General features: G+C 68.7%; 23 protein-coding genes. 21 read left to right on the top strand and 2 right to left on the bottom strand.

The features are described from left to right. Positions 1-6 precede the first annotated feature (6 nt). From M0G41_RS14785 to galU, 16 genes are all read left to right on the top strand, one after another. Entirely contained in the window at positions 7-648 is a 642-nt protein-coding gene (locus M0G41_RS14785; protein WP_248210701.1) for a response regulator, read from the top strand. Between the two features lie 190 nt (positions 649-838). Next, on the top strand, positions 839-2002 hold the full coding sequence (locus M0G41_RS14780; protein WP_248210626.1) for an SRPBCC family protein: 1164 nt from the start codon (positions 839-841) through the stop codon (positions 2000-2002). 192 nt (positions 2003-2194) lie between these two features. Next, positions 2195-3139: an ABC transporter ATP-binding protein gene (locus tag M0G41_RS14775; RefSeq protein WP_248210625.1), complete on the top strand. Its 945-nt coding sequence runs from the start codon at positions 2195-2197 to the stop codon at positions 3137-3139. After that, positions 3136-3870: an ABC transporter permease subunit gene (locus tag M0G41_RS14770; RefSeq protein ID WP_248210624.1), complete on the top strand. Its 735-nt coding sequence runs from the start codon at positions 3136-3138 to the stop codon at positions 3868-3870. The genes M0G41_RS14775 and M0G41_RS14770 overlap by 4 nt, the downstream gene beginning before the upstream one ends. Positions 3871-3889: 19 nt before the next feature. Next, positions 3890-5752, top strand: coding sequence for a GldG family protein (locus M0G41_RS14765; RefSeq protein WP_248210622.1), 1863 nt, complete (start codon positions 3890-3892; stop codon positions 5750-5752). Beyond that, positions 5749-6939 carry a DUF4340 domain-containing protein gene (locus M0G41_RS14760; protein WP_248210621.1) on the top strand — a complete coding sequence of 397 codons (1191 nt, stop codon included), beginning with the start codon at positions 5749-5751 and terminating at the stop codon, positions 6937-6939. The genes M0G41_RS14765 and M0G41_RS14760 overlap by 4 nt, the downstream gene beginning before the upstream one ends. 3 nt (positions 6940-6942) lie before the next feature. Continuing rightward, on the top strand, positions 6943-7335 hold the full coding sequence (locus M0G41_RS14755; RefSeq protein ID WP_248210619.1) for a DUF423 domain-containing protein: 393 nt from the start codon (positions 6943-6945) through the stop codon (positions 7333-7335). A gap of 562 nt (positions 7336-7897) precedes the next feature. Beyond that, positions 7898-9190, top strand: coding sequence for a cyclic di-GMP phosphodiesterase (locus M0G41_RS14750; RefSeq protein ID WP_248210617.1), 1293 nt, complete (start codon positions 7898-7900; stop codon positions 9188-9190). A 26-nt stretch (positions 9191-9216) separates the two neighbouring features. Then, the gene (gene cmk, locus M0G41_RS14745; RefSeq protein WP_248210616.1) at positions 9217-9915 is read left to right on the top strand and encodes a (d)CMP kinase; all 699 of its coding nucleotides are present in this window, start codon (positions 9217-9219) and stop codon (positions 9913-9915) included. A 159-nt stretch (positions 9916-10074) separates the two neighbouring features. Continuing rightward, complete coding sequence (gene rpsA / locus M0G41_RS14740; RefSeq protein WP_248210615.1) at positions 10075-11748, top strand: 30S ribosomal protein S1; 1674 nt, start codon at positions 10075-10077, stop codon at positions 11746-11748. Between the two features lie 172 nt (positions 11749-11920). Continuing rightward, the gene (locus M0G41_RS14735) at positions 11921-12208 is read left to right on the top strand and encodes an integration host factor subunit beta (protein ID WP_248210614.1); all 288 of its coding nucleotides are present in this window, start codon (positions 11921-11923) and stop codon (positions 12206-12208) included. 13 nt (positions 12209-12221) lie between these two features. Continuing rightward, complete coding sequence (locus M0G41_RS14730) at positions 12222-12506, top strand: LapA family protein (RefSeq protein ID WP_248210613.1); 285 nt, start codon at positions 12222-12224, stop codon at positions 12504-12506. Then, entirely contained in the window at positions 12503-13675 is a 1173-nt protein-coding gene (gene lapB / locus M0G41_RS14725) for a lipopolysaccharide assembly protein LapB (RefSeq protein WP_248210612.1), read from the top strand. Before M0G41_RS14730 ends, lapB begins: the two co-directional genes overlap by 4 nt. Positions 13676-13678: 3 nt before the next feature. Further along, complete coding sequence (locus tag M0G41_RS14720; protein WP_248210610.1) at positions 13679-14659, top strand: MraY family glycosyltransferase; 981 nt, start codon at positions 13679-13681, stop codon at positions 14657-14659. Next, positions 14656-16521, top strand: coding sequence for a polysaccharide biosynthesis protein (locus M0G41_RS14715; RefSeq protein WP_343226495.1), 1866 nt, complete (start codon positions 14656-14658; stop codon positions 16519-16521). The genes M0G41_RS14720 and M0G41_RS14715 overlap by 4 nt, the downstream gene beginning before the upstream one ends. A 38-nt stretch (positions 16522-16559) precedes the next feature. Then, positions 16560-17441, top strand: a complete 882-nt coding sequence (gene galU / locus M0G41_RS14710; protein WP_248210609.1) for a UTP--glucose-1-phosphate uridylyltransferase GalU — start codon at positions 16560-16562, stop codon at positions 17439-17441. 390 nt (positions 17442-17831) lie between these two features. Here the strand turns inward: galU and M0G41_RS14705 are convergent, their stop codons facing one another. Further along, positions 17832-18698, bottom strand: a complete 867-nt coding sequence (locus M0G41_RS14705; protein ID WP_248210607.1) for a class I SAM-dependent methyltransferase — start codon at positions 18696-18698, stop codon at positions 17832-17834. Between the two features lie 48 nt (positions 18699-18746). After that, on the bottom strand, positions 18747-20054 hold the full coding sequence (locus tag M0G41_RS14700; protein WP_248210605.1) for an NAD(P)/FAD-dependent oxidoreductase: 1308 nt from the start codon (positions 20052-20054) through the stop codon (positions 18747-18749). 151 nt (positions 20055-20205) lie between these two features. Between M0G41_RS14700 and M0G41_RS14695 the strand changes: the two genes are divergently transcribed. The 5 genes from M0G41_RS14695 (at position 20206) to M0G41_RS14675 (ending at position 23391) form a co-directional block, all read left to right on the top strand. After that, a complete protein-coding gene (locus tag M0G41_RS14695) occupies positions 20206-20589 on the top strand; it encodes a GntR family transcriptional regulator (RefSeq protein WP_248210603.1) in 384 nt (127 codons plus the stop codon). Between the two features lies 1 nt (position 20590). Then, the gene (locus M0G41_RS14690; protein ID WP_248210602.1) at positions 20591-21469 is read left to right on the top strand and encodes an ABC transporter ATP-binding protein; all 879 of its coding nucleotides are present in this window, start codon (positions 20591-20593) and stop codon (positions 21467-21469) included. Then, positions 21466-22854: a hypothetical protein gene (locus M0G41_RS14685; protein ID WP_248210601.1), complete on the top strand. Its 1389-nt coding sequence runs from the start codon at positions 21466-21468 to the stop codon at positions 22852-22854. The genes M0G41_RS14690 and M0G41_RS14685 overlap by 4 nt, the downstream gene beginning before the upstream one ends. After that, positions 22851-22988 carry a hypothetical protein gene (locus M0G41_RS14680; RefSeq protein WP_248210600.1) on the top strand — a complete coding sequence of 46 codons (138 nt, stop codon included), beginning with the start codon at positions 22851-22853 and terminating at the stop codon, positions 22986-22988. The genes M0G41_RS14685 and M0G41_RS14680 overlap by 4 nt, the downstream gene beginning before the upstream one ends. A 145-nt stretch (positions 22989-23133) precedes the next feature. Beyond that, positions 23134-23391: a hypothetical protein gene (locus M0G41_RS14675; RefSeq protein WP_248210599.1), complete on the top strand. Its 258-nt coding sequence runs from the start codon at positions 23134-23136 to the stop codon at positions 23389-23391. The last annotated feature ends 266 nt before the right edge of the window (positions 23392-23657 follow it).

Raw genomic sequence — 23657 nt, 5'->3', positions numbered from 1 at the left:
GAGAACTTGATCAAGGTGGTGCTGGTCGATGACCAGACGCTGGTCCGGCAGGGCATCCGCTCGCTGCTGGAGCTGTCGGAGAACATCCGCGTCGTGGCCGAGGCCTCCGACGGTCGCCAGGCGGTGGACATGATCCCTAGGATCAACCCGGACGTGGTCCTGATGGACATGCGCATGCCGGTGATGTCCGGACTCGAGGCTCTGCAGCACATGGCCGGAGAGGGCACCCTGCGCCCGACCATCATCCTGACCACCTTCGACGACGACCAGCTGGTGCTGGCCGGCCTCAAGGCCGGTGCCCGCGGTTACCTGCTCAAGGACGTCTCGCTCGACCAGCTGGTCGATGCCATCCAGACCGTGGCCGCCGGCGGATCGCTGGTGCAGCCGGCGGTGACCCAGCGTCTGCTCTCCGGCCTTGAGGCGATGCACAACGACTTCACCAGCCTGGACCGACCCGACCCGCTGACCGAACGCGAGACCGAGATCCTGCGGCTGATGGCCGGCGGCTACAGCAACAAGGAGATCGCCAACTCGCTGGGGGTGGCCGAGGGCACGGTGAAGAACCACGTCTCCAACATTCTTTCCAAGCTTGGCGTGCGCGACCGCACCCGCGCCGTGCTCAAGGCCTTCGAGCTCAAGCTGGTCTGAGCGCCGGTGCACGCCGGGCCGAGCCCTCGGGCGGGCCGGCGGTGGTGGGGTGTGCTGTCGCCCGGACGCTTCCCTGCTAGCATACCGGCTCCCCGGTTTCGGGTCGGCCCGCTGTGCGCCGTCCCGGGCCAGGCCGGAAGCCGCCCGTTGCCGAAGGCTGCGAGGCCGTCATCGCCCCTGGAGCTCCTGAATGTATCGTCTGCTCGAATTGCTGATTTCCGTCCTGCTCGTCGTCGCCCTGTTCGTAACGGTGGGCCTCTTCCTGCCCGGCGATCGGGTGTTCCAGCACTCCATCGAGACCAACTATCCGCCGCGGATGGTCTATGACCTGATGAACGGGTTCAAACGGTTTCCGGAGTGGTACCCCCTGCGCGCCAAGGATCCGAGCATCCAGTTCTCGGTCTCTGGCGAGGAGCGCGGCGTCGGCGCCAAGCTGTACTACACCTCGGAGAACGAGAAGGTCGGCAGCGGCTCCTTCGAGATCGTCGACAACCTGGATCCCGAGCGCATCGAGTACAAGATCCAGTCTCCGGCCATGGGCGAGAACAAGCGCGCCGTCGTCGAGATTGAAAGCCAGGGCAAGACCACGTTGATTACCTGGACCTACACCGTCGACTACGGCTGGGATCTGCTCGGACGCTATGCGGGTCTCTACGTGAACCGCACGGTGGGCGACGACGTCAAGCTGGCCCTGGGCCATGTCGCCGGCCTGCTGGCCACCATGCCGCGCTTCGATTACACCACCGTGGATATCGCCCACGAGGAAGTCGAGCCGCAGAACATGCTCTTCAGCAAGCAGAAGGCCAAGCGCAACATCACCGCGGTGGAGGAGGCCATGGTCAAGGCCATCGAGGACCTGCGCAAGGCGCTGGCTGCCAACAAGCTCGAGGCCGCCGGTCCGGTGCGGCTGATCACCACCAATTTCGGCGGCGAGTTCTACGAGTTCGACGTGGCGATCCCGTTCAACCTGCCGGAAGATCCGAGCTTCATCGATCCGGCCGAGGAAGCCGCCAAGCGCGCCGAGGCGCACGCTGAAGCGGTCGCCAAGGCCGAGGCCGCAGGCGAGCCCGTGCCGCAGGCACCGGCCGAGCCCGAGCCGACCCCGCTGCCGCTGCTGGCGGGCCTTCAGCTGCCGGACACCGTGCAGCAGGGCGTGACCTACGGCGGCAAGGTGGTCACCACCACCTACCAGGGTCATCCGGCTGCGCTGCCGCTGCTGCGTGATCAGCTGCGAGCTTACGCCGCCACCCACGGCCACCAGGTCCATGACCGCGCCTTCGAGGAATACCTCACCGACATCACCGAGACGGCGGCCGAGGACGCCGAGTTCAAGATCTACTGGCCGATCCGCTAAGCGGAATCCGCAACGCCCGGACTGGCCCGCCTCGCGCGGGCCAGTTCGTTTTCAGGGCCCGGTCGCGGATTGCGGGAACTTTTCGCCCGCGCCGCGGTATAGGCCACAGCGCCGCCAAGGGGGTGGCGCCGACCCAAGACGACGTCCGGCCCACCAAGGGCCCACGGATGGCATTGCCCAGGAAAGAGGGAAATGATCGAGACGCAGAGCTTGTGCAAACGTTATGGGGCGTTCACCGCGGTCGACGCGATCAGCTTCAAGGTCGCGCCCGGTGAAGTGCTCGGCTTCCTTGGCCCGAACGGCGCCGGCAAGTCGACCAGCATGAAGATGATCGCGGGCTTCCTCGCGCCCACCTCGGGCACGGCGAAGGTTTGCGGCTTCGACGTGCTGGAGCAGCCGCTGGAGGCCAAGCGCGTGATCGGCTACCTGCCGGAAGGTGCGCCCAGCTACGGCGAGATGACGCCCGTGGAGTTCCTCCGGTTCGTCGGCGACGTGCGCGGCCTCGACGCCGCGAAGTGCCGCAAGCGGATCGACGACGTGGTCGGCCGGCTGCAGCTGGAATCGGTGCTGCAGCAGCCGATCGACACACTGTCCAAGGGCTTCAAGCGCCGCGTTGGCCTCGCCCAGGCGATCCTCCACGATCCGCAGGTGCTGATCCTCGACGAGCCCACCGACGGCCTCGACCCGAACCAGAAGCACGAGGTGCGCGGACTGATCCGTTCGATGGCCCGGGACAAGATCATCGTGATCTCCACCCACATCCTGGAGGAGGTGCATGCGGTCTGCACCCGGGCAGTGATCATTGCCCAGGGCAAGCTGCTGGCCGATGCCACCCCGGCCGAGCTGGAGGCGCGCTCGCGCTACCACGGCGCGGTGTCGCTGACCTGCGAGAACCCCGCGGTTCTGCGCGAGGGCCTGCAGCGCCTGCCCGGCGTGGCCGCGGTCGAGATCGACGCCCAGGACGGCCGCCTGACCGTCTTCCCGAGGCCCGGTGCCGCTCTGTTCGAGACGGTCAGCGACTTCCTGCGCGCGCAGAAGGTCGACTTCTCCGAGCTGCAATGGGAGCAGGGGCGCCTCGACGAGGTCTTCCGCCAGATCACCACCGTGCCGGCCCAGCGTGAAGGAGCACGCGCATGAACCCGACCCTTGCCATCTTCCGCCGCGAGCTGCGCGCCTACTTCGCCACGCCGCTGGCCTATGTCTTCATCGTCATCTTCCTGACCCTCGCCGGGGCGCTGACCTTCTACCTTGGCGGACTCTACGAGCGCGGCCAGGCCGACCTGCAGCCGTTCTTCAACTTCCATCCCTGGCTGTACCTGTTCCTGATCCCCGCGGTGTCGATGCGGCTGTGGAGCGAGGAGCGCAAGAGCGGCACCATTGAGCTGCTGCTGACCCTGCCGGTCACCATGTGGCAGGCCGTGCTCGGCAAGTTCCTCGCCGCCTGGGCCTTCATCGCCCTGGCCCTGGTGCTGACCTTCCCGGTCTGGATCACGGTCAACTACCTCGGCGATCCCGACAACGGCGTGATCCTGGCCAGCTACCTCGGCAGCCTGCTGATGGCCGGCGCCTTCCTTGCCATCGGCGCCTGCCTGTCGGCGGCCAGCCGCAACCAGGTCATCGCCTTCATCCTGACCGTGGTGGTCTGCTTCCTGATGCTGCTGGCCGGCTTCCCGCTGGTGCTCGACGCGATCGGCGCGATCTTCCCGCAGCTGGTGGTGGACGCCGTCGCCCAGCTCAGCTTCCTGACCCATTTCGCGGCCATCGCGAAGGGCGTGGTCGACCTGCGCGACGTGGTGTTCTTCCTGCTCACCATCGGCTTCTGGCTGTATGCCTGCGCCGTGGTGATCGACCTCAAGAAAGCCGACTGATCGAAGAGAGCACGCCGACATGAATCTGCTTACTCGACGTACCCTCACCGGCACCACCCTGGTGGTGCTCGGCCTGCTGTTCATCGCCGCCGTGGTGCTCAGCGCCGCGTTGCTCCGCGGGCTGCGCCTCGACCTGACCGAGAACCGTCTGTACACCCTCTCTGAGGGCACCCGCGCGATCATCGAGCGTATCGAGGAGCCGCTGCAGCTGACCTTCTACTTCTCGGAGAGCGCCACCAAGAACATCCCGCAGCTGCGCACCTACGCCAACCGTGTGCGCGAGTTGCTGGAGGAGATCGCCGCCGAGTCGCGCGGCACGATCAAGCTCGAGGTCATCGACCCGCAGCCGTTCTCCGAGGAGGAGGACCGGGCCACGGCCTTTGGCCTGCAGGCCGTGCCGCTCGGCCAGGGCGCAGGCTCGCTGTTCTTTGGCCTTGCCGGCAGCAACAGCACCGACGGCCAGATGGCCATCCCGTTCTTCCAGCCGGACAAGGAAGCCTTCCTCGAGTACGACATCGCCAAACTGATCAGCGGCCTGTCCGGCGAGGACAAGCCGGTGGTCGGGGTGATCAGCACGCTGGATATCGGCCCCGGATTCGACCCGGCGACGCGGCGGGTGACCGACGGCGTGGTGGTCTACACCGAGATGCGCAACCTGTTCGACGTCAAACGCATCGAGCCGACGGCGACCAGCATCGAGGAGGACGTGCAGCTGCTGATGCTGGTGCATCCCAAGGGCTTGTCCAGCGACACGCTGTACGCCATCGACCAGTTCGTGCTGCGCGGCGGTCGCCTTCTGGTGTTCGTCGACCCGCATGCAGAGATGGAGCAGGCCGGGCAGGGCGCCGACCCGACCCAGGCCATGTTCGAGTCGAAATCATCGGACCTCGCGCCCCTGTTCAAGGCCTGGGGCGTGAAGTACGACCCCGATCGCGTCGTGCTCGATGCCCAGGCCGCGCTGCAGATCCAGACCCAGCCGGACCAGCCGCCGACCCGGCACCTCGGGATACTCGGCCTCGAGCCCTCGCAGCTCAACCAGGACGATGTGATCTCGGCCGAGCTGGGCACGGTGAACCTGTCCTCGGTGGGGTACTTCGAGCCCGCGGAAGGCGCCACCACGACCCTGCAGGCCCTGGCCCAGACCTCGGCCAGCAGCATGACCGTGGGCAGCGAGCGGATTCGCTTCCTGCCCGATCCCGAGCAGCTGTTCACCGACTTCAGCCCTGACGGACAGCGCCACATGCTGGCCGCGCGCCTCGGCGGCAAGCTGAAGACCGCCTTCCCGGATCGCAGTGGGGAAGGGCACCTCGCCGAGAGCGAGGGCGAGGCCGCCATCGTGCTGGTCGCCGACACCGACCTGCTGGCCGACCGCATGTGGGTGCAGGTGCAGCAGTTCTTCGGTCAGAAGGTGATGAACGCTTTTGCCGACAACGGCAACTTCGTGATCAATGCGGTCGACAACCTGACCGGCTCGACCGACCTGATCAAGGTGCGCACCCGGCCGACCTCCAACCGGCCGTTCACCACGGTCGAGGCGCTGCGCCGCCAGGCAGATGATCGCTTCCGGACCAAGGAGCAGGAGCTGCAGGCCGAGCTGACCGAGACCGAGCAGCGCCTGACCGAGCTGCAGAGCGCGCGCGATGACCAGGGCTCGACCTTGCTCACCGCGGAGCAGAGCGCTGAGCTTCAGCGTTTCCAGGACCAGAAGCTGCGCATCCGCAAGGAGCTGCGCCAGGTGCGTCGCCAGCTGGATGCCGACATCCAGTCCCTGGGGGCGCGACTGAAGTTCATCAACATCGTGGGCGTGCCGCTGCTGGTCACCCTGGTGGCCGTCGGATTTGCGTTCTGGCGCGCCCGCCGTCGCAAGGAGGCTGCCGCATGAGTGCCAAGAAGACCCTGATCCTCGCCGTGGTGGCGGTCGCCCTGCTGGGCGCTGCCCTCTGGTACAGCGCTGCCCGCCGCCCCAGCCAGGAGGCCGCCCTGCAGACGCCGGCCCTGCCGGGTCTGGCCGAGCGCCTGCCCGCCGTGCAGAAGGTGACGCTGACGGGCGCCGGAGACCGGGTGATCGCCACCCTCGAGCAGGGTGAGGACGGTTGGCGACTGGTCGAGAAGGACTATCCGGCCGACTCGGGCGCCCTGCGCACCCTTCTGTTGGGGTTGGCCGAGGCCAAGCGTGTACAGGCCAAGACCGCGAAACCGGAACTCTACGACCGGCTCGGCGTCGAGGACGTGAGCGCCGAGGACGCCCAGGGCGTGAAGCTGACTATCGAGGGCGGCGGCGAGCCGCTGGCGATCATCGTCGGCCAGAACGTCAATACCGGCACCGGCACCTATGTGCGCCCGGCCGGTGAGGCGCAGAGCTGGCAGATCGACCGGAACGTCGCGGTGGAGAAGAACGCCGCCAACTGGCTGCAGAAGTCACTCACCGACATCCAGCCCGATCGCATCGCCAGCGTCAGCGTCAGCGCCGGCAAGGACCAGGTCGAGATCGTCGCCAGCGAGGCCGATGATGGCGACTTCATCCTCGCCAATCTGCCGCGCGGCCGCGAGCCGCAGAGCGCTTTCGTTGCCGATGCCACCGCTGGCTTCCTGCAGGGCCTGCGCATCGACGATGTGGCCGGCGCCGAGGCGCAGCCGGCCCAGGAGCCGCAGCGCAAGGCGATCTTCCGGACCACCGATGGTCTTGATATCGCGGTGACCAGCTGGGAAGCCGAGGGCAAGTCCTGGGCCCAGCTGCAGGCCAGCCTCGACGAGGCCCGGGCCGGCAAGGCGATCGAGGCAGCACAGGCCGCTGCCAAGGCGGACTGGGAAGCCAAGCAGCAGGCGGCCGATGGCGAGGAAGCCGGGGACGCGGCCGGGCAGGGCGAGGAGGAGGGCGAGGAGGTCGCGCCCGAAGCTCCGCTGGCGGTCAGCGATCCGGCGGCCCACCGCGAGCAGCGCCTGGCGACCCTGCGCGAAGAGGTCGAGGCACTGAACGCACGCTTCGCCGGGCACAGCTTCCAGCTGCCGACCTACAAGGCCGGCAACCTCAACCGCGAGCTTGAGGCCTACCTCAAGCCGAAGGACTAGCCGATGGTACCGACCCCTGCCGACGCATCGCCCGCGCCCTTGCCGGGCCGCGCGGCGGCAGGGGTCGCGGCCCTGATCGGCGCGGCCGCGGTGGCGCTAGGCGCCTATGCCGCGCACGCCGCCGAGCCGGTCGATGCCCAGCGGCTGAGCCATGCCGCCCTGTACATGATGTTCCACGCACTGGCCGTGCTGGCCCTGCTCGGACGGTGCGGCGCGGTGCTCGTCTGGGTGCGGTGGATCCTGCTGCTCGCGGTGACCTTGTTCAGCGGCAGTCTCATTGGTGCCGCGTTGTTCGATCTGCCCACCCGCCTGGCGCCCGTCGGCGGATTCGGCCTGATGCTCGGTTGGGCGCTCTGCGTTGTGGCTCTGGGGCGAGGCGAGGGCCGAACGGCCTGAGCGGGATATCTCGCGGCTTCAATCAGGCGGCCGCCGCCTCAGCGCGATTCGGTCGGCCCGGGAACGTCACATCAGGGCGCAAGGAAGACGTTCATAAGGGTGCGGCTGGCCGCACCGGGCGTACCGTCCGAACGCCCGTATCGGTGCGCCCAAGGCGCACCCTATGCGTCTTCGCCAACGCGCAGCGAAGCCCGACCGTAGCGCACATGGGCGCGACCGCGGCGTGGCGTGTTCTCCACAGACCGAGGCCAGGGCGAACCTCCGCGGTCGTGGCCATGTCCGCTCCTACGAAGAGCCGGCCCGACCGGGGGCGGTGGTGAACCTCCGCTTCGCGCCCGTCCTGCGCATTGCCGCCCTATTCGAGGCGCGCAAGTGCAGTGGGTCGCGTCTCCAGGGAAAGGCGGGCAGAGCCCCCCCCCACCGTCGGGGCCGAGAGATCTCAGGGACAGCCCGGCCGAGCGCGATTCGTGCGCCCGCCTGCAGGTGCCGGGCGGGATGCTGGACGGGCGCGGCGCTTCCGCCGATCCTTGTGGCGTCCCCCCGCACGAGCCCGCCTGTCTCGATGGCCGATCTGCCCGCCCTGCAACCCGAGCAGCTCTGCGTGGGCCTGTACGTGCATCTCGACCTGTCGTGGATGGAGCATCCGTTCGCCTTCAACCGGTTCAAGATCCGCAATGCGGCTCAGATCGAAACCCTGCACCGCCTCGGCCTGAAGCAGATCCGCTACGATCCGGCGCGCAGCGAGGCCGAGCCCTTGCCGCTGGCCCACGCGCAGGAGGCGCTGGCCGAGGCGGTGGCGCCCAAGGCGCCGCCCCCGCCGCCGCCGGAAGAGCTGAAGGCCATGGCCGAGAAGCAGGCGCGGGTCGAGCGCCTTGGCAGGCTGCGCTCGCGCATCGCCGAGGTCGAGAAGACGTTCACCCGGGCTGCCGACAAGCTGCGGCAGATCACCCGGGTCATGCATTCGCGCCCCGAGGAGGCGGCAAGCCAGGGCGACGCCCTGGTCAGCGAGCTGCTGGACACCCTGCTTGCCGAAGGCGATACCCAGATCCACTCGATGAGCCAGTCGCTGGGCGAGGACGTCTACTTCCATTCGCTGAACGTCTCGGTGCTGGCGCTCACCCTCGGCAAGGCACTCAAGCTGCGCCGCGACGAGCTGCACCAGCTGGGCATGGCGGCGCTGTTCCACGACATCGGTCAGGGCGAGCTGCCGGGCACCCTGTTCGGCAAGCGGGAGCCGCTGAACAAGTCCGAGCAGGCGCTCTACGAGACCCACGTCAAGATCGGCGTCGGCATCGCCCAGAAGGTCGGCCTGTCCAAGCCAGCGGTTACCGCGATCGCCCAGCACCACGAGCGACTCGATGGCAGCGGCTACCCGCTGAAGATCGGCGGTGCCGAGATCGGCCTGTTCGGCCGCATCCTGGGCCTGATCAACGCCTACGACAACCAGTGCAACCCGCATGACATCAGCCGCGCGGTCACCCCGCACGAGGCCCTGGCCCAGCTGTTTGCCAAACAAAGGCATGCCCTCGACGAGCGCCTGATGCGCCTGCTCATCCGCACCCTTGGCGTCTATCCGCCGGGTACCCTGGTGCGCCTGTCCGACGAGCGCTTCGGCATGGTGGTCTCGGTCAACGCGCAGCAGGCGCTGCGTCCGCAGGTGCTGGTCTACGACCCGGACATCCCGCAGGAGGCTGCCCTGATCCTGGACCTGCAGGCCGAGGAGGGCCTGAGCATCGCCGAGGGCCTGCGCCCGGTGCTGGTGCCCGGCGATGTGCGTGCCTACCTCAATCCGCGGCAGCGGGTGACCTACTACGTCGAAAGCCGCAAGGCAGCGCCGCCGGCCAGCGGCGGCTGAGCCGCGAGCGGCTACAATCCGCGGCCATGAACAGCATGATTCCGGTTCTCACCATCGACGGTCCCTCCGGCTCGGGCAAGGGCACGATCAGCCGCCTCGTGGCGGCCCGCCTTGGCTGGCACTTCCTCGATTCCGGCGCGCTCTACCGGGCGGTCGGGGTGGCGGCCGGCTGGGAGGATGTCGATCTGGCCGATCCCGACGCCCTGCAGCGCCTCGCCGAGCGCACCGTGGTGGGCTTCCGCGACAGCCCCGATGGCGAGCCGCGGGTCCTGGTGGACGGCGTCGACGCCACCGATGAACTGCGCACCGAGACCGCCGGCGCCGCGGCCTCGGCGATTGCCGCGAATCCCGGCGTACGGGCGGTCCTGGTCGAGCGCCAACGGGCCTTCAGGCGGGCCCCGGGCCTGGTCGCCGATGGTCGCGACATGGGGACGGTCATCTTCCCCGATGCTCCGTACAAGGTGTTCCTCACCGCCGGCGCCGAGGAGCGTGCCCGCAGGCGGCATAAGCAGTTGAGCGAAAAGGGGCTTGAGGTTACACTTGACAGTCTGCTGCGCGAGATCCTCGCGCGCGATGCCCGAGACGCCCAGCGTTCGGTGGCGCCGCTGAAACCTGCCGAAGACGCAGTAACAGTCGATTCCACCGGCGTGCCGATCGATGCGGTGGTCGAACGGGTGCTGTCCCTGCTGCCGGATTCCCTGCGCCAGGCCAGCCCCGCCCGCTAGCCGCCCTTTCTCTCGCACCGCGTTACGAGTCCCGCTCGCGCAGCGGACAGGTGGCTGGCGCACGATGCGTCGGCTTTTTCTATGCAACGGTGCCTCTGGCACCACAACATGGTGGGTCGCCTATGACGGTGGCCCGTGTGTTCAACCGGAACCCAACTCATGACTGAAAGTTTTGCCGAACTGTTCGAGCAGAGCGAAAAGCTCTCCAAGCTCAAGCCCGGCGCCATCGTCGTCGGCGTGGTCGTCGAAGTCCGCAATGACGTCGTCGTCATCAACGCCGGCCTGAAGTCCGAAGGCATCGTCCCGATCGAGCAATTCCGTAACGAGGAAGGCGAGATCGACGTTGGCGTCGGTGACGAGGTCAAGGTGGCGCTGGATGCGCTCGAAAACGGCTTCGGCGAGACCGTGCTGTCGCGCGAGAAGGCCAAGCGCGCGATGGTGTGGGACGAGCTCGAAGAGGCGATGGAGAAGAGCGAGACCATCACCGGCCGCATCAGCGGCAAGGTGAAGGGCGGCTTCACCGTCGACATCAAGGACGTCCGTGCCTTCCTGCCTGGTTCGCTGGTCGATGTGCGCCCTGTGCGCGACCCGGCCTACCTTGAGGGCAAGGAACTCGAGTTCAAGATCATCAAGCTCGACCGCAAGCGCAACAACGTGGTCGTTTCCCGTCGCGCGGTCGTCGAGAGCGAGTACTCCGAGGAGCGCGAGAAGCTGATGGAGCGCCTGGTCGAGGGCGCCATCCTGCCGGGCGTGGTCAAGAACCTCACCGATTACGGCGCGTTCGTCGACCTCGGCGGCATCGACGGCCTGCTGCACATCACCGACATGGCGTGGAAGCGCGTCCGTCACCCGTCCGAGGTGGTGGAAGTCGGTGCCGAGCTGCAGGTCCGCGTGCTGAAGTTCGACCGCGAGCGCAATCGCGTGTCGCTGGGCCTCAAGCAGCTGGGTGAGGATCCGTGGGACAACATCGCGCGTCGCTACCCGAACGGCACCCGCCTGTTCGGCAAGGTCAGCAACGTCACCGACTACGGCTGCTTCGTCGAGATCGAGCCGGGCGTGGAAGGCCTGGTGCACGTCTCCGAGATGGACTGGACCAACAAGAACGTCAACCCGTCCAAGGTCGTGCAGGTCGGCGACGAGGTCGAGGTCATGGTCCTGGACGTCGACGAGGAGCGTCGCCGCATCTCGCTGGGCATCAAGCAGTGCACCCAGAACCCGTGGGAGACCTTCGCCCAGAACTTCAAGAAGGGCGACCGCGTCGGGGGCCAGATCAAGTCGATCACCGACTTCGGCATCTTCGTCGGCCTGGACGGCGGCATCGATGGTCTGGTGCATCTGTCCGACATCAGCTGGAACGCCACCGGCGACGACATCGTCCGCAACTTCAAGAAGGGCGACAACGTTGATGCCGTGGTTCTGGCGGTCGATCCGGAGCGCGAGCGCATCTCGCTGGGCATCAAGCAGCTCGAGCAGGATCCGTTCGGCCAGTTCATGGCCGCCAATCCGAAGGGCAGCATCCTCAACGGCACGGTGAAGGAAGTGGACGCCAAGGGCGCCACGATCGAGCTGGAAGAGGGCATCGAGGGCTACATCCGCGCCTCGGACATCGCCAAGGAGCGTGTGGACGATGCGACCACCCACCTCAAGGTGGGCGACGCCGTCGAGGCCAAGTTCATGGGTATGGATCGCAAGGGCCGCACCCTGCAGCTCTCGATCCGCGCCAAGGACGAGGCCGACCTGCGCGAGACCCTGGAGGAGTACAGCAATGCCTCCGGCGGCACCACCAAGCTGGGCGCGCTGCTGCGCGAGCAGCTGGGCAACAAGTCGGAGTAAGACCCGCCGGCGGGCCGCGGCCCGCCCCGAGGGTTTCGAAGCGCCGCCTCCGGGCGGCGCTTTTTTTATTGGAATCACTAACTTGGCGCGCATTTCTGCGCGCATTGTGGCGCGCGATGCGCTAGGATTCGGCTTTCCGGCCATGGGCCACCAACGCAGCGCAGCGCCTGGCATGACCAAGTCCGAACTGATCGAGACGCTGACCCAGCGTCAGCCCCACCTGAAGCCCGACGACGTCGACCTCGGGGTCAAGACCCTGCTCGACCAGATGAGCGACTCGCTGGCCAACGGCGTGCGTATCGAGATCCGCGGCTTTGGCAGCTTCTCGCTGCATTTCCGCCCGCCGCGCGTCGGCCGCAACCCGAAGACCGGCGACTCGGTGGCGCTGCCCGGCAAGTACGTGCCGCATTTCAAGCCTGGCAAGGAGCTGCGTGAGCGGGTCAACCGCTCGCGCAGCTGACGGGCCTTCCACGATGCGCTGGCTTCGCGGATTGCTGGTTCTGGTGGTGGTCGCTCTGGGCCTCGCCTTCGGCGCCCTGAATGACGGCGATGTGGCGATCAACCTGCACTACCTGCAGTTCTCCCTGAGCACCGGCGCCGCGCTGATCGGCGCCGCCCTGGTCGGCGCCCTTGTCGCCGGCCTGTGCCTCTGGCTGGCGGTGATCTGGCCCCTGCAGCGCCGCCTGCGCCGGGCGCGTCGCGACGAGCAGCGTGCCGTGGGCACGGCGCTGGAGCCGGTCGAGCAGGACCGCGCGTGACCGAACTCGCGCTGCTGTTCCTGCTGCTGCCCGTGGCAGCGCTGTCCGGCTGGTATGCCGGTCGCAAGGGCGGGGCACGCACGGTCGGACAGCGGGTCAGCAAGCTCTCGACCAATTACTTCCGCGGCCTGAACTACCTGCTCAACGAACAGCCGGACAAGGCGATCGAGGTATTCCTTGAGATCGCCGAGGTGGACAAGCGCACGGTCGAGACCCACTTTGCCCTGGGTCACCTGTTCCGCCGCCGCGGCGAGGTCGACCGCGCCATCCGCCTGCATCAGAACCTGATCGCCCGGCCGGGCCTGTCCGAGGACCAGAAAACCTACGCCGTGCTCGAACTGGGCGAGGACTACATGCGCGCCGGCCTGCTCGATCGCGCCGAGACCCTGTTCTGCGACCTCGAGAAGGCCGACCAGGTCGCGCCGCAGGCCTTGCGTCACCTCATCTCCATCTACCAGCAGGAGCGCGACTGGGAGAAGGCCATCGACTACGCCCAGCGGCTCGAGGCGCGCACCGGCGAGCCGATGGGCAAGCTGGTCGCCCAGTTCCATTGCGAGTTGTCCGAGCGGGCCCGGCAGCGGGGTGATTTCCAGCTCGCCCGGGAGCACCTGGATCGGGCCTACTCCGCCGAGGCCAACTGCGTGCGCGCCGGGCTGATCGAAGGTCAAATGGAGGTTGCCCAAGGTAATGACCAGGCGGCGATCCGGGTTTTCGAACGGGTCGCCCGGCACGACCCCGAGATTCTTCCCGAGCTGCTGCCGCCCCTGCTCGCGGCTTACCAGCGTCGCGATGAGCAGCACCGCGCCAGGGCCTTCCTGCACGAGATGCTCGAGCGCAACCCGGGCGTCACGCCGTTGCTGGCACTGACACGGCTGATCGAGCGCGAGGAGGGCCATGGCGAGGCCGTCGCCTTCCTCACCCAGCAGCTGCGTCGACGCCCGTCGGTGCGCGGGCAGGGCGCGCTGATCGACCTCAGCCTGGCCGAGGACGAACCCATCGGGCGCGACCTGCTGCTCGTGCTCAAACAACTTGGCGAGCAGCTGGTGGCGGGCGTGGCCGCCTACCGCTGCGGGCGCTGCGGATTCGGCGCGCGCATCCACCACTGGCAGTGCCCGAGCTGCAAGACCTGGGGCAGCGTCAAGCCGATCCACGGTCCGGCTGGCGAATAGCCCGTGCTCCTGATCCTGATCCTCTGTGCCACCGGAACGGCCATGCTCACGGTGCTGGCCATCGACTACGGACGCCGCCGCGGGCTGATCGATGCGCCCGGCCAGCGCCGCTCGCATCGCGCACCGACCCCGCGCGGCGGCGGCGCAGCGCCGGTCGCGACCCTGCTGGTGGTGATCAGCGCGCTGGGCCTGCGCGGCACCCTCGCAGCCTGGGACGCCGTGGCGCTGGGCACCGCGCTGTTCGCTGTGGCGGTGATCGGCTGGGTCGATGACCACCGCCCCTTGGGTCCCGGGCAGCGCCTTGCGGTGCACGCCGGCGCCGCGCTGCTGGCAGTGGGCATGCTGCTGCCCGATGCCGCGCCCTGGGTCTGGCCGCTGGCCGCGCTCGCTGTGATGGTCGCGATCAACCTGTGCAACTTCATGGACGGCATCAACGGCCTCGCCGTCTCGCAGGCCGGCCTTGTGGCCGCCCTGCTCGGCGTCATGCTGGGCTTCGTCGATCCGGCAATGGCCACGCTGGCCTTCGGCATGGCCGTGGCCTGCCTGGGCTTTCTTCCGTTCAACTTCCCCCGCGCACGGATCTTCCTCGGCGATGTCGGCAGCGGGGCGCTGGGCCTGATGGTCGGCCTGCTCGGCCTGCTCGCCTGGCGCGAGGGGGCGGCTGGCCTCGCCGCCCTGGCCCTGTTGCCCTCGGCTTTCCTGATCGATGGCGGCCTGACCTTGGCCGCGCGGGCCCGCGCGCGCAAGAACCTCGCCCGGGCCCATCGGGAACATCTCTACCAGTGGCTGGTCCGAAGCGGGGCCAGCCATGCCGCGGTGACCACCGCGTATGCAGGCTGGACGCTGGCCATGGGCGCCTTCTTCCTGCTGCGGCCGCAGGGCGAGTGGTCGCTGGTGGCCGGACTGTATCTGGCCGGCGGGCTGCTCTGGTGGCAAGGTCGTCGGCGAGTGCTGACGCGCAGGCGCAGGAGAGCGTTGCGGTGAAACGACTGGCTCATTGGGTTGGCCTCATCCATCCGCGGGTGGCGGTGGTGCTGCACGACCTCGGCATGGTCTGGCTGGCCTGGATCATCGCCTCGAGGCTGCGCGAGCCGCGCGACGTGCCGTGGTGGAGCGAGGCGTTGTGGGTGGTGCTGGCGGCACAGGCCATGGTCTTCTGGTGGACCGGCCTGTACCGCGGCCTGTGGCGCTTCGCCAGCCTGCCGGATCTGTGGAACATCGCGCGTGCAGCGCTGTTCGGCACCCTGGCGATCACCCTTGGCATGTTCCTGTTCTCGCGCCTCGAGGGCGTGTCCCGCGGCGTGCTGTTCCTGTATCCGCTGATCCTGCTGGTCCTGCTGGGCGCGCCGCGGCTGATCTATCGCTACTGGAAGGACAGCCGCTACGGCGGACCGAGCCGCAGCGGCGAGCGGCGCGTCCTGATCCTCGGCGCCGGACGCGCCGGCGAGACCCTTCTGCGTGAGCTCAAGCGCGAGAACCGACTGCGCCCGGTCGGCTTCCTTGATGACAACCGCGCGCTGCGCGGCTCGCGCATCCACGGCGTGCCGGTGCTGGGTGGCATCGACCGGGTGGGCGAACTGGCCCGCGAGGTGGCCGCCGAGATGCTGCTGATCGCCATTCCCGGCGCCAGCAACCAGCAGATGCAGCGCGTCGTCGAGCTCTGCGAGGGCAGTGGTCTGCCTTTCCGCACCGTGCCGCGGCTGCGCGACGTGGTCGAGGGCCGCAGCTCGTTCTCCGAGCTCAAGGAAGTGGCCATCGAGGATCTGCTTGGCCGTGAGCCGGTCGAGCTGGATTGGTCGGCGATCCGTCTGGCGCTTTCGGGCAAGCGGGTCCTCGTCACCGGGGGAGGTGGATCGATCGGTTCGGAGCTGTGCCGGCAGGTCGCCCGCCTTGGCGTCGAACGGCTGACCATCCTCGAACAGTCGGAGTACAACCTCTACCGCATCGAGCAGGAGCTGCGCGCGGCCTTCCCGGATGTGCTGATCGATTGCCTGTTGGGCGACGCCGGCGACGCCGCCTCGGTCGACCATGCGCTGTCCACCGCGCGCCCGCAGCTGGTCTTCCACGCGGCGGCCTACAAGCACGTCCCGCTGCTGCAGCCGCAGGTGCGCGAGGCGGTGCGCAACAACGTGCTGGCCACCCAGGTACTGGCGCTCGCCTGCCTGCGCCACAAGGTGGAATGCTTCCTTCTGGTGTCCTCGGACAAGGCGGTCAATCCGGCCAACGTGATGGGGGCCACCAAGCGCTGGGCGGAGATCGTCTGCCAGGCCTTGGCGGGCGAGGGCGAGACCCGCTTTGTCACCGTGCGCTTCGGCAATGTGCTCGACTCGGCCGGGTCGGTGGTGCCGCTGTTCCGCGAGCAAATCCGCCGCGGCGGGCCGGTGACCGTCACCCACCCCGAGATCACCCGCTACTTCATGACCATTCCCGAGGCCTGCCAGCTGATCCTGCAGGCGATGACCCTCGGCGAGGGCGGCGAACTGTTCGCCCTCGACATGGGAGAGCCGGTGCGCATCCGCTATCTCGCCGAGCAGATGATCCTGCTCACCGGCAAGGTGCCGGACCACGACGTTCCGATCGTCTACACCGGCCTGCGCCCGGGCGAAAAGCTGTTCGAGGAGATCTTCCACGCCCAGGAAAGCTACGAGCACACACGGCACCCGAAGATCTGGCTGGCCCAGGGAAGGCCGCTGCCGCGCGCCGCGCTGGACGCGGCCCTGCACCAGGCCCGTCAGGCGAGCCTGCGCTTTGACGAGGTCGAGTTGCGCCGGCTGCTCTCGGACTGGGTTCCGGAGTATCGTCCCGAGGCCGAATCGCAGGTGGTCAGCCTGCACCGCAGCGCCTGACCGCCGACCGCACCCGATCACCAGACTGGAATCCCACCATGCTGAAAGTCCGCAAGGCCGTATTCCCCGTCGCCGGTCTCGGCACCCGCTTCCTGCCGGCGACCAAGACCGTGCCCAAGGAAATGCTGCCGATCGTCGACAAGCCGCTGATCCAGTACGCGGTGGACGAGGCGATCGAGGCCGGCTGCGACACCCTGGTCTTCGTCACCAACCGCTACAAGCACGCCGTCGCCGACTATTTCGACAAGGCCTACGAGCTCGAGCACAAGCTGGAGCGCTCGGGCAAGACCGAGCTGCTGACGATGATCCGCGAGGTGCTGCCGCCGCATGTGCGGGCGGTGTTCGTCACCCAGGCCGAGGCGCTGGGCCTTGGCCACGCGGTGCTCTGCGCCGAGCCGGTGGTCGGCAACGAGCCCTTCGCCGTGCTGCTGCCGGACGACCTGATCTGGAGCCGCGGTCGCGGCGCGCTCGGCCAGATGGTGGACATCGCCCATTCGCGCAACGCCAGCGTGATCGCGGTGCAGGACGTGCCGCGCGCGCAGACGGGAAGCTACGGCATCGTCGACACCGCTGGTGACAGCAGCAACCCGGCGCGCATCCACGGCATGGTCGAGAAGCCGGCACCCGACGTCGCCCCCAGCACCCGCGCCGTGGTCGGTCGCTACGTGCTGTCCGGCAAGGTCTTCGAGCTGCTGCGCCAGACCGAGCCGGGCAAGGGTGGCGAGATCCAGCTCACCGATGCCATCGCCCGGCTGACCGAGAGCAACACCGTACTGGCCTATGAGTTCGAGGGCCGTCGCTTCGACTGCGGCAGCCGGATCGGCCTCGTCGAGGCCACCATCCGCTTTGCTCTCGACCACGAGGATCTGGCCGAGGATGCGCGTGCCTACATGCGCGCCGCCCTGGCCGAGACGGGCTAGGCGCGGGCGCTCACCCGTAGGGGCTCTGCGGGTAAGCCATGACACTGCCCGGAGTCCCGACTCTGGCGCAGAGCGCCGTCAATCAGGATCCGAGAGGATCGAGTCGATCCGGGTGCGCGTTCCGGGCGCAAAGCAGACGTGCATAGGGTGCGGCTGGCCGCACCGGACATACCGTCCGAACGCCCGAATCGGTGCGCCCAAGGCACACCCTATGGGGCTTCGCTGAAGCCCAACGCAGCCCGACTGTCTGAGCGCACATGGGCGCGACCGCGGCATGGCGTATTAACCACAGACCGCGGCAAGGGCGAACCTCCGCGGTCGCGGCCATGTCCGCTCCTACGAAAAGCCCGCACATCCGAAGGCGCGGCGAACGGCAAGAATGCGCCCGGACTACCCGTTCTGCCGCATCCGCCCGGCTCTGGACCTGGCGAACACCCCATCCAGCCGGCGCTCGGCGGCAAAGCCTGCCCGCTCGAGTCGGCGGATGACCTCGCCGGGCACGTCGCGGCCGCTGGTCTTCGCGTTGGGCGCGCCGGTGTAGTGGAACATCAGGCCGCCGGGGCGCAGCACGCGGGCCAGGTGGTCGTAGAAGACCTGGGAGTACAGTTCGCCGGCGATCCCGAAGCGCGGTGGGTCGTGCATCACCGCGTCGAAGCTTCTATCCGGAAGTGAAGCGATGTGCTTTGAGATGTCGGCACGGGTCAGCCGAAAGCGCCCGCCGTTCGCGGGATCGTCGGCGTCGGGGGACCAGGGGTTGAGCTGGCGCAGCCAGAGCACGTCGGGGTTCTTCTCGAAGCTCTCGACCGCCGCCGCGCCGCCGGCCAGACACCAGGCCGCGTAGTAGCCGAGACCGCCGCAGCAGTCGAGGATGCATTTGCCGGCCGGGGCGACCAGCGCGACCTTGTGTCCGGCGTCCTCCCACGGCGACACCTTCGAGGTCGGCAGCATCTTGATCCCGTCGATCTCGAAGGTGGGTGCCCGCCAGTCGGTGGGCACCAGCTTGATCAGCGATCCGCCGAAGCGCTGTACCGGGGCGAAAGCGCCGCCGTCCCAGTAAAGCAGGGTGCGCTCGCGCGGCGGGTCCGGCCAGGGATAGTGCTGACCGCGCCAGCCGAAGCCCTCGGCGTCGAGCCCTACCGTTTCCTCGCTGCGGCCGAGATCGAGGCTGCCTTGCCATGCGCGTTCGCCGGCCTCCTGCGCCGCGCGCAGGGAGAGCAGGGTGGAGCGGTCGAGCAGGGGGGAGAGGATGCGGCTCATCGGGGCGGGGGCGATCGGGGGGCGCAGGTTAGCAGCCCCGTGGCCGGCTCAGCCGGTTGCCGCCTCCTCTGGCTTCTCCGCACGACGACGGCTCACGGCCGATGACGGTCTGGGCTCGACGATGATTCGCGCATTGCGCTGATACGTCCAGTAGGACCAGGCCCAGTTGATCAGCACCACCAGCCGGTTGCGGAAGCCGATCAGGAAGAACACGTGCGCGGCCAGCCAGAACCACCAGGCCAGCACCCCGGAGAAACGCAGCCCGCGCAGGTCGACCACGGCAGCCCTGCGGCCGATGGTGGCGAGATTGCCGAAGTCGCGGTAGCGGAAGGGTCGCGCCTTGCGTCCGGCGATGCGCGCCCGGATGGCGCGGGCCACGTACCGGCCCATCTGCTTGGCTGCGGGAGCGACGCCCGGCACCGGCCGGCCGTCCTGGCTGATGGCCGCGAGATCGCCCGCCACGAACACCCGGGGATCCCCCGGCAACCCGAGATCGGGCTCGACCTGGACCCGCCCGGCGCGATCCAGCGGCGCCCCGAGCAGGGCGCCCAGCGGCGAGGCGGCGACGCCGGCTGCCCAGACCACGCTGCGCGTGGCGATGCGCTGGCCGGCCAGCTGCACGTGATCGGCGTCGATGCGCTCGATGGCGCCGCCTGTGTGTACTTCGACTCCCAGGCGCTCCAGCTGCCGGCGGGCCGCTTTGGAAAGCGACTCGGGGAACGAGGACAGCACGCGTGGCCCGGCTTCGGCGAGGATTACCCGCGCCGCGCGCGGGTCAATATGGCGGAACTCCCTGTTCAGGGTGTGACGGGCGATCTCTGCCAGGGTGCCGGCCAGCTCGACACCGGTCGGGCCGGCGCCGACGATGACGAAGGTCAGCAACGCGGCGCGACGGGCAGGATCGCTCTCGGCCTCGGCACGCTCGAAGGCCAGCAGCAGGCGGCGGCGGATGCCGAAGGCGTCATCGAGGGTCTTGAGGCCGGGGGCGTGGGGCGTCCACTCGTCGTGGCCGAAGTAGGCATGGGTCGCGCCGCTGGCCACCAGCAGATAGTCGTAGCCGAGGCCCCCGCCCTCGCGAAGACGCAGCGTTCGCTCGCTCCGGTCGATGCCGGTCACCTCGTCGAGCAGCACGGTCACGTTGCGCTGGCCGCGCAGGATGTGGCGCAGCGGGGCGGCGATGTCCGGCGCCGACAGGCCGGCCGTCGCCACCTGGTAGAGCAGGGGCTGGAACAGATGGTGGTTGCAGCGATCGACCAGGCTGATGCGCAGCGGGGCGCCGGCCAGTGCCCGGGTGGCCCATAGACCGGCGAATCCGCCGCCGACGATCACCACATGCGGCTTGGGTTGCGTATCCATGCGTGCTCCTTGTGCCCGACAGGGCAGGGTCCTCCGCTCCCGCCACACAGTTCACGCGACGGCAGCTGTCCTCGCAGTGAACCGCCCCCCCCTGAGGCACCAACGACCGGGCGTATTGACATGGTCCATGTGTATTGGTCTACTGATACACATGGACGCAAGCCTGTTCCGCATACAACCGAGCCTGCCCGAGCCGATCTACCGGCAGATCGCCGATCAGGTGCGCCGGCTGGTGGCCGGCGGCCAGCTGCAGGCCGGCGACGCCCTGCCTTCGGTACGCGAGATCGCCGCGGCGCACGCGATCAATCCGATGACCGTTTCCAAGGCCTACAGCCAGCTGGAGGCCGAGGGCGTGCTCGAGCGGCTGCGCGGCAAGGGCATGGTCGTTGCCGCCACCGCGCGTCGACCGCAGCCGCTTGCCGAACGGCTGGCCCAGCTCGATCCGCTTTTGCACGAGGTCGCCCAACGCGCGCACGACCTTGAACTTCCCGGCGACGAGGTGCTGCCGCGCCTGCGCCAACTGATGGAGAAATGAGATGAGCCATTCCGCTCCGCTGTCGGCAAGCCGCCTGTCCAAGCGCTACGGCGCCAAGCAGGTGCTGGATGGGATCGACTTCCAGCTGGGCGAGGGCCAGGTGCTGGGACTGATCGGCCGCAACGGCGCCGGCAAGTCGACCCTGATCCGCTGCCTGCTTGGTCTGATCGAGCACGACGGCGGCGAGTGCCAGGTCTTCGGTGAACCGAGCCACAGGCTGGGCGACGGGGCGAAGGCCCGGCTGGCCTATGTCCCGCAGCAGCCCAATGCGCTTGGCTGGCTGCGCGCCTCCGAGATGCTGGACTTCGTCGGCCGCTTCTACCCGCGCTGGGACGCCGCCCTGGCCGCGCGATTGATGCAGCGCTGGGAGATCGATCCGGCGCAGCGCATGGACCAGCTGAGCCCCGGCGAGCGCCAGCGGCTGGCGCTGATCCGCGCCCTGGCCGCCCGGCCGGATCTGCTGGTGCTGGACGAGCCGGCCGCCGCGCTGGATCCGGTCGCGCGCCGCGACCTGCTGCGTGAGATCGCCCTGCTGGCCAGCGACAGCGGCGCCACCGTGCTGTTTTCGACGCACATCCTGTCCGACCTCGAGCGGGTCGCCTCCCACGTCGCCTTCGTCGATCGCGGCCGGCTGCTGGTCGAGGGCGAGCTAGATGGCATGAAGGAGCGCTATGCCAGCGTGCAGCTGCCGCCGTCACTCGCTGCGCTGCTCCCTGATCGCCTGCCCGGCGAACTGCGCCGTCGCGGCCAGCCCGCCGAAGGCCTGCGCCTGCTGCTCAGCCTCGACCAGCGCGACGCCTGGCCGGCGCCGCTGCGCGAGGGCGCATTGCAGTTCGACCGGCTCGGCCTTGAGGACCTGTTCGTGGAGGTGGTCGAATGAGCGCGATGACCGGCACCCTGCGCGCCACGTTCCGGCTGCGCGGCACCGTGCTGTTCTGGCTGTTCTACGTGTTGATGGCGGGTATCGCGGTGCTTCTCCTGACTGTGGGAGGGGAGGGGGCGTCAGGCGCTTTCGTCCCCTTCATGCTGGCGCTTCCGGCCTGGATGGGCTGGATCCTGTTCCTGCCGCGGCTGTGGCAGCTGCAGCAGCATGCCGAGTCGCTCGGCCTGTCCGGCGGCCGGCGTCAGGTCGAGTCCGCCACCCTGCTGCTCGGCATCGTCGGAACCTTGCTGCCGAGCCTGCTGCTGATCCTGCTCGGAGCGCCGGTGAGCTGGACCCTGCTGGCGCACTGCCTGGCATTTTCCGCCGGTATCGCCTTCCTCGTGCTGACCCCGGTGATGGGTGTGCTCTTGCTGGTGGCGATCATTGCCGTGCCGCCCTGGCTGCGCAAGGCGTGGGGTCCGGATCTCGGCGAAGGTGCGGGTTTCATGGCCCTGCTCTGGTTCCTGGTCGCGGCGATGCTGGCGATGGGCCTGCAGCGCTGGCGGCGCACCATGCAGATGACCGGTGCGGCGGGCAGGGCGTCGCCCCAGGTGCAGTCGATCGCCGAACGGGGGCGCACCGGCGGCCGCGTGGAACCCCAGGATCCAAGCCTGAACTGGGTCGACGAGAAGGGGGCGCGGGTGCCCAGGTCCGCTGGGCCCGGGTCCCGGCTGCTCTCGATGTCGGTCCTGCTCTGCGGTCCGCTGGCCCCACTCGGCTGGCGAAACTACCTGACGGGCAGCGGCTGGATGCTGCTGGCGGTGGGCTTTCTCGCCTCGATCGCGCTGGGTGGAGAGAACACACACCGCGGGCCGGACGCTGCCCTGCTGGCGATCATCGGAATCTGGTCGCTGGCCATCCCGTTGACCCTGATCACCCGCTTGCGCGGGCTCTGGCGGGACGAGGGCCACGGCCTGGCCGAGGCGGCGCTGCTGCCGGGCCTGGCGGCCGCTCGCCGGCCATGGTGGCAGCTGGTCGCCATGCTGGTGTTCACCACGGCCTATCGTTTGGCCTTCCCGGCCATCCTGGTCGCCCTGATGCTGATGTACCGCTCGGGTGGATTCGAGACCGCCCTGCTGTCGCTGGGCGTGGCCGCCTGGGCCCTGCTGATGACCTGCAGCCTGCTGCCGCTGGCGCGCAGGCGCGCGGCGATCGCCGGATTCCTGCTCTATGTCGGGGTGACCGCCTTGCTGGTAGGCGGCGCCGTCGCCCTGGTGGTCGGCAGCGATAGCGGGTTTGCGGTCCTCCACACGGTCCTGCTGCCGTTCTCATTGCCGGTGGCGGTGCTGGCCTTCCTGGGCTGGTTGCTGCCGAGTCCGGCCCGTCCGCTGGTGCAGCCGTGAGCAGCCCTGTCGCAATGCTTGCCCGGGCGCCCGCGTTGGCGATCCGGGCGCCACGCGGCCCGCTGCAGCCGTTGCGCCTGTGGCTGCTCTACTGCTGGATGGGCGGCTTCCTGATGGGTGTCGGCTTCGCCTGATTCCGGGCTCCTTCGCGGCCGTTGGAGAGGCAGCGCTGAACCGAATACAACGGTCATCCCGGCTTAACGTATTCGTACGCCGAGCAGAGCTAGCTTTGCATCTGCCGCAAGAACGCGGAAGGCAACACGGCCCAGGGAGCGTGCCATGCAGATCGAGCGTCATATCGAGCGCTACGGAAACCTGCTTCGACTCGGACGGCGCAAGCTGATCCTGTTCCGCATCGAACACCTCGGCGAAGGCAGCGTGGTCCTTCACCTGGTCGAGGGCAGCCGCCGGCTGCGCGCCTGGCTGCTTTCCCGGCGGCCGTTCGAGACCTGGATCCTGGACGACGGCCACGGCCGCCGCCGCGGCCCCACCTTCCGCATCGCCGGCAACCGCCTGGAACTGCTCGGCGCGGTCTAGCGGCGGGTCGAGTGCGAACCATGGGCGCAGGGTTCCCATTCGCCGGGGGCCATCAAACGGGCCGTGTTTCTGTGGGAGTGCCCTTGGGCGCGACCGCAGAGTTCCGATCTGGCCGCAGTCTGTTGTGAATCTGTAGCGCTGCGGTCACGGGCAAGCCCACTCCCACAGTGGGGCTTCGTTGCAAAGGTGATCGCCATGCCCGGCTCGGGCGCGAAGCGGACGTTCCGCAAAATCCGCGTGTAGGAGCCAGCTTGCTGGCGATAGGC

It is taken from the genome of Pseudomarimonas salicorniae (assembly GCF_023156535.1).
In the GTDB taxonomy this organism is placed as follows: domain Bacteria; phylum Pseudomonadota; class Gammaproteobacteria; order Xanthomonadales; family Xanthomonadaceae; genus Pseudomarimonas; species Pseudomarimonas salicorniae.
Note: the sequence above shows the minus strand (reverse complement) of the source record. Positions and strands in the feature narration are given on the sequence as shown.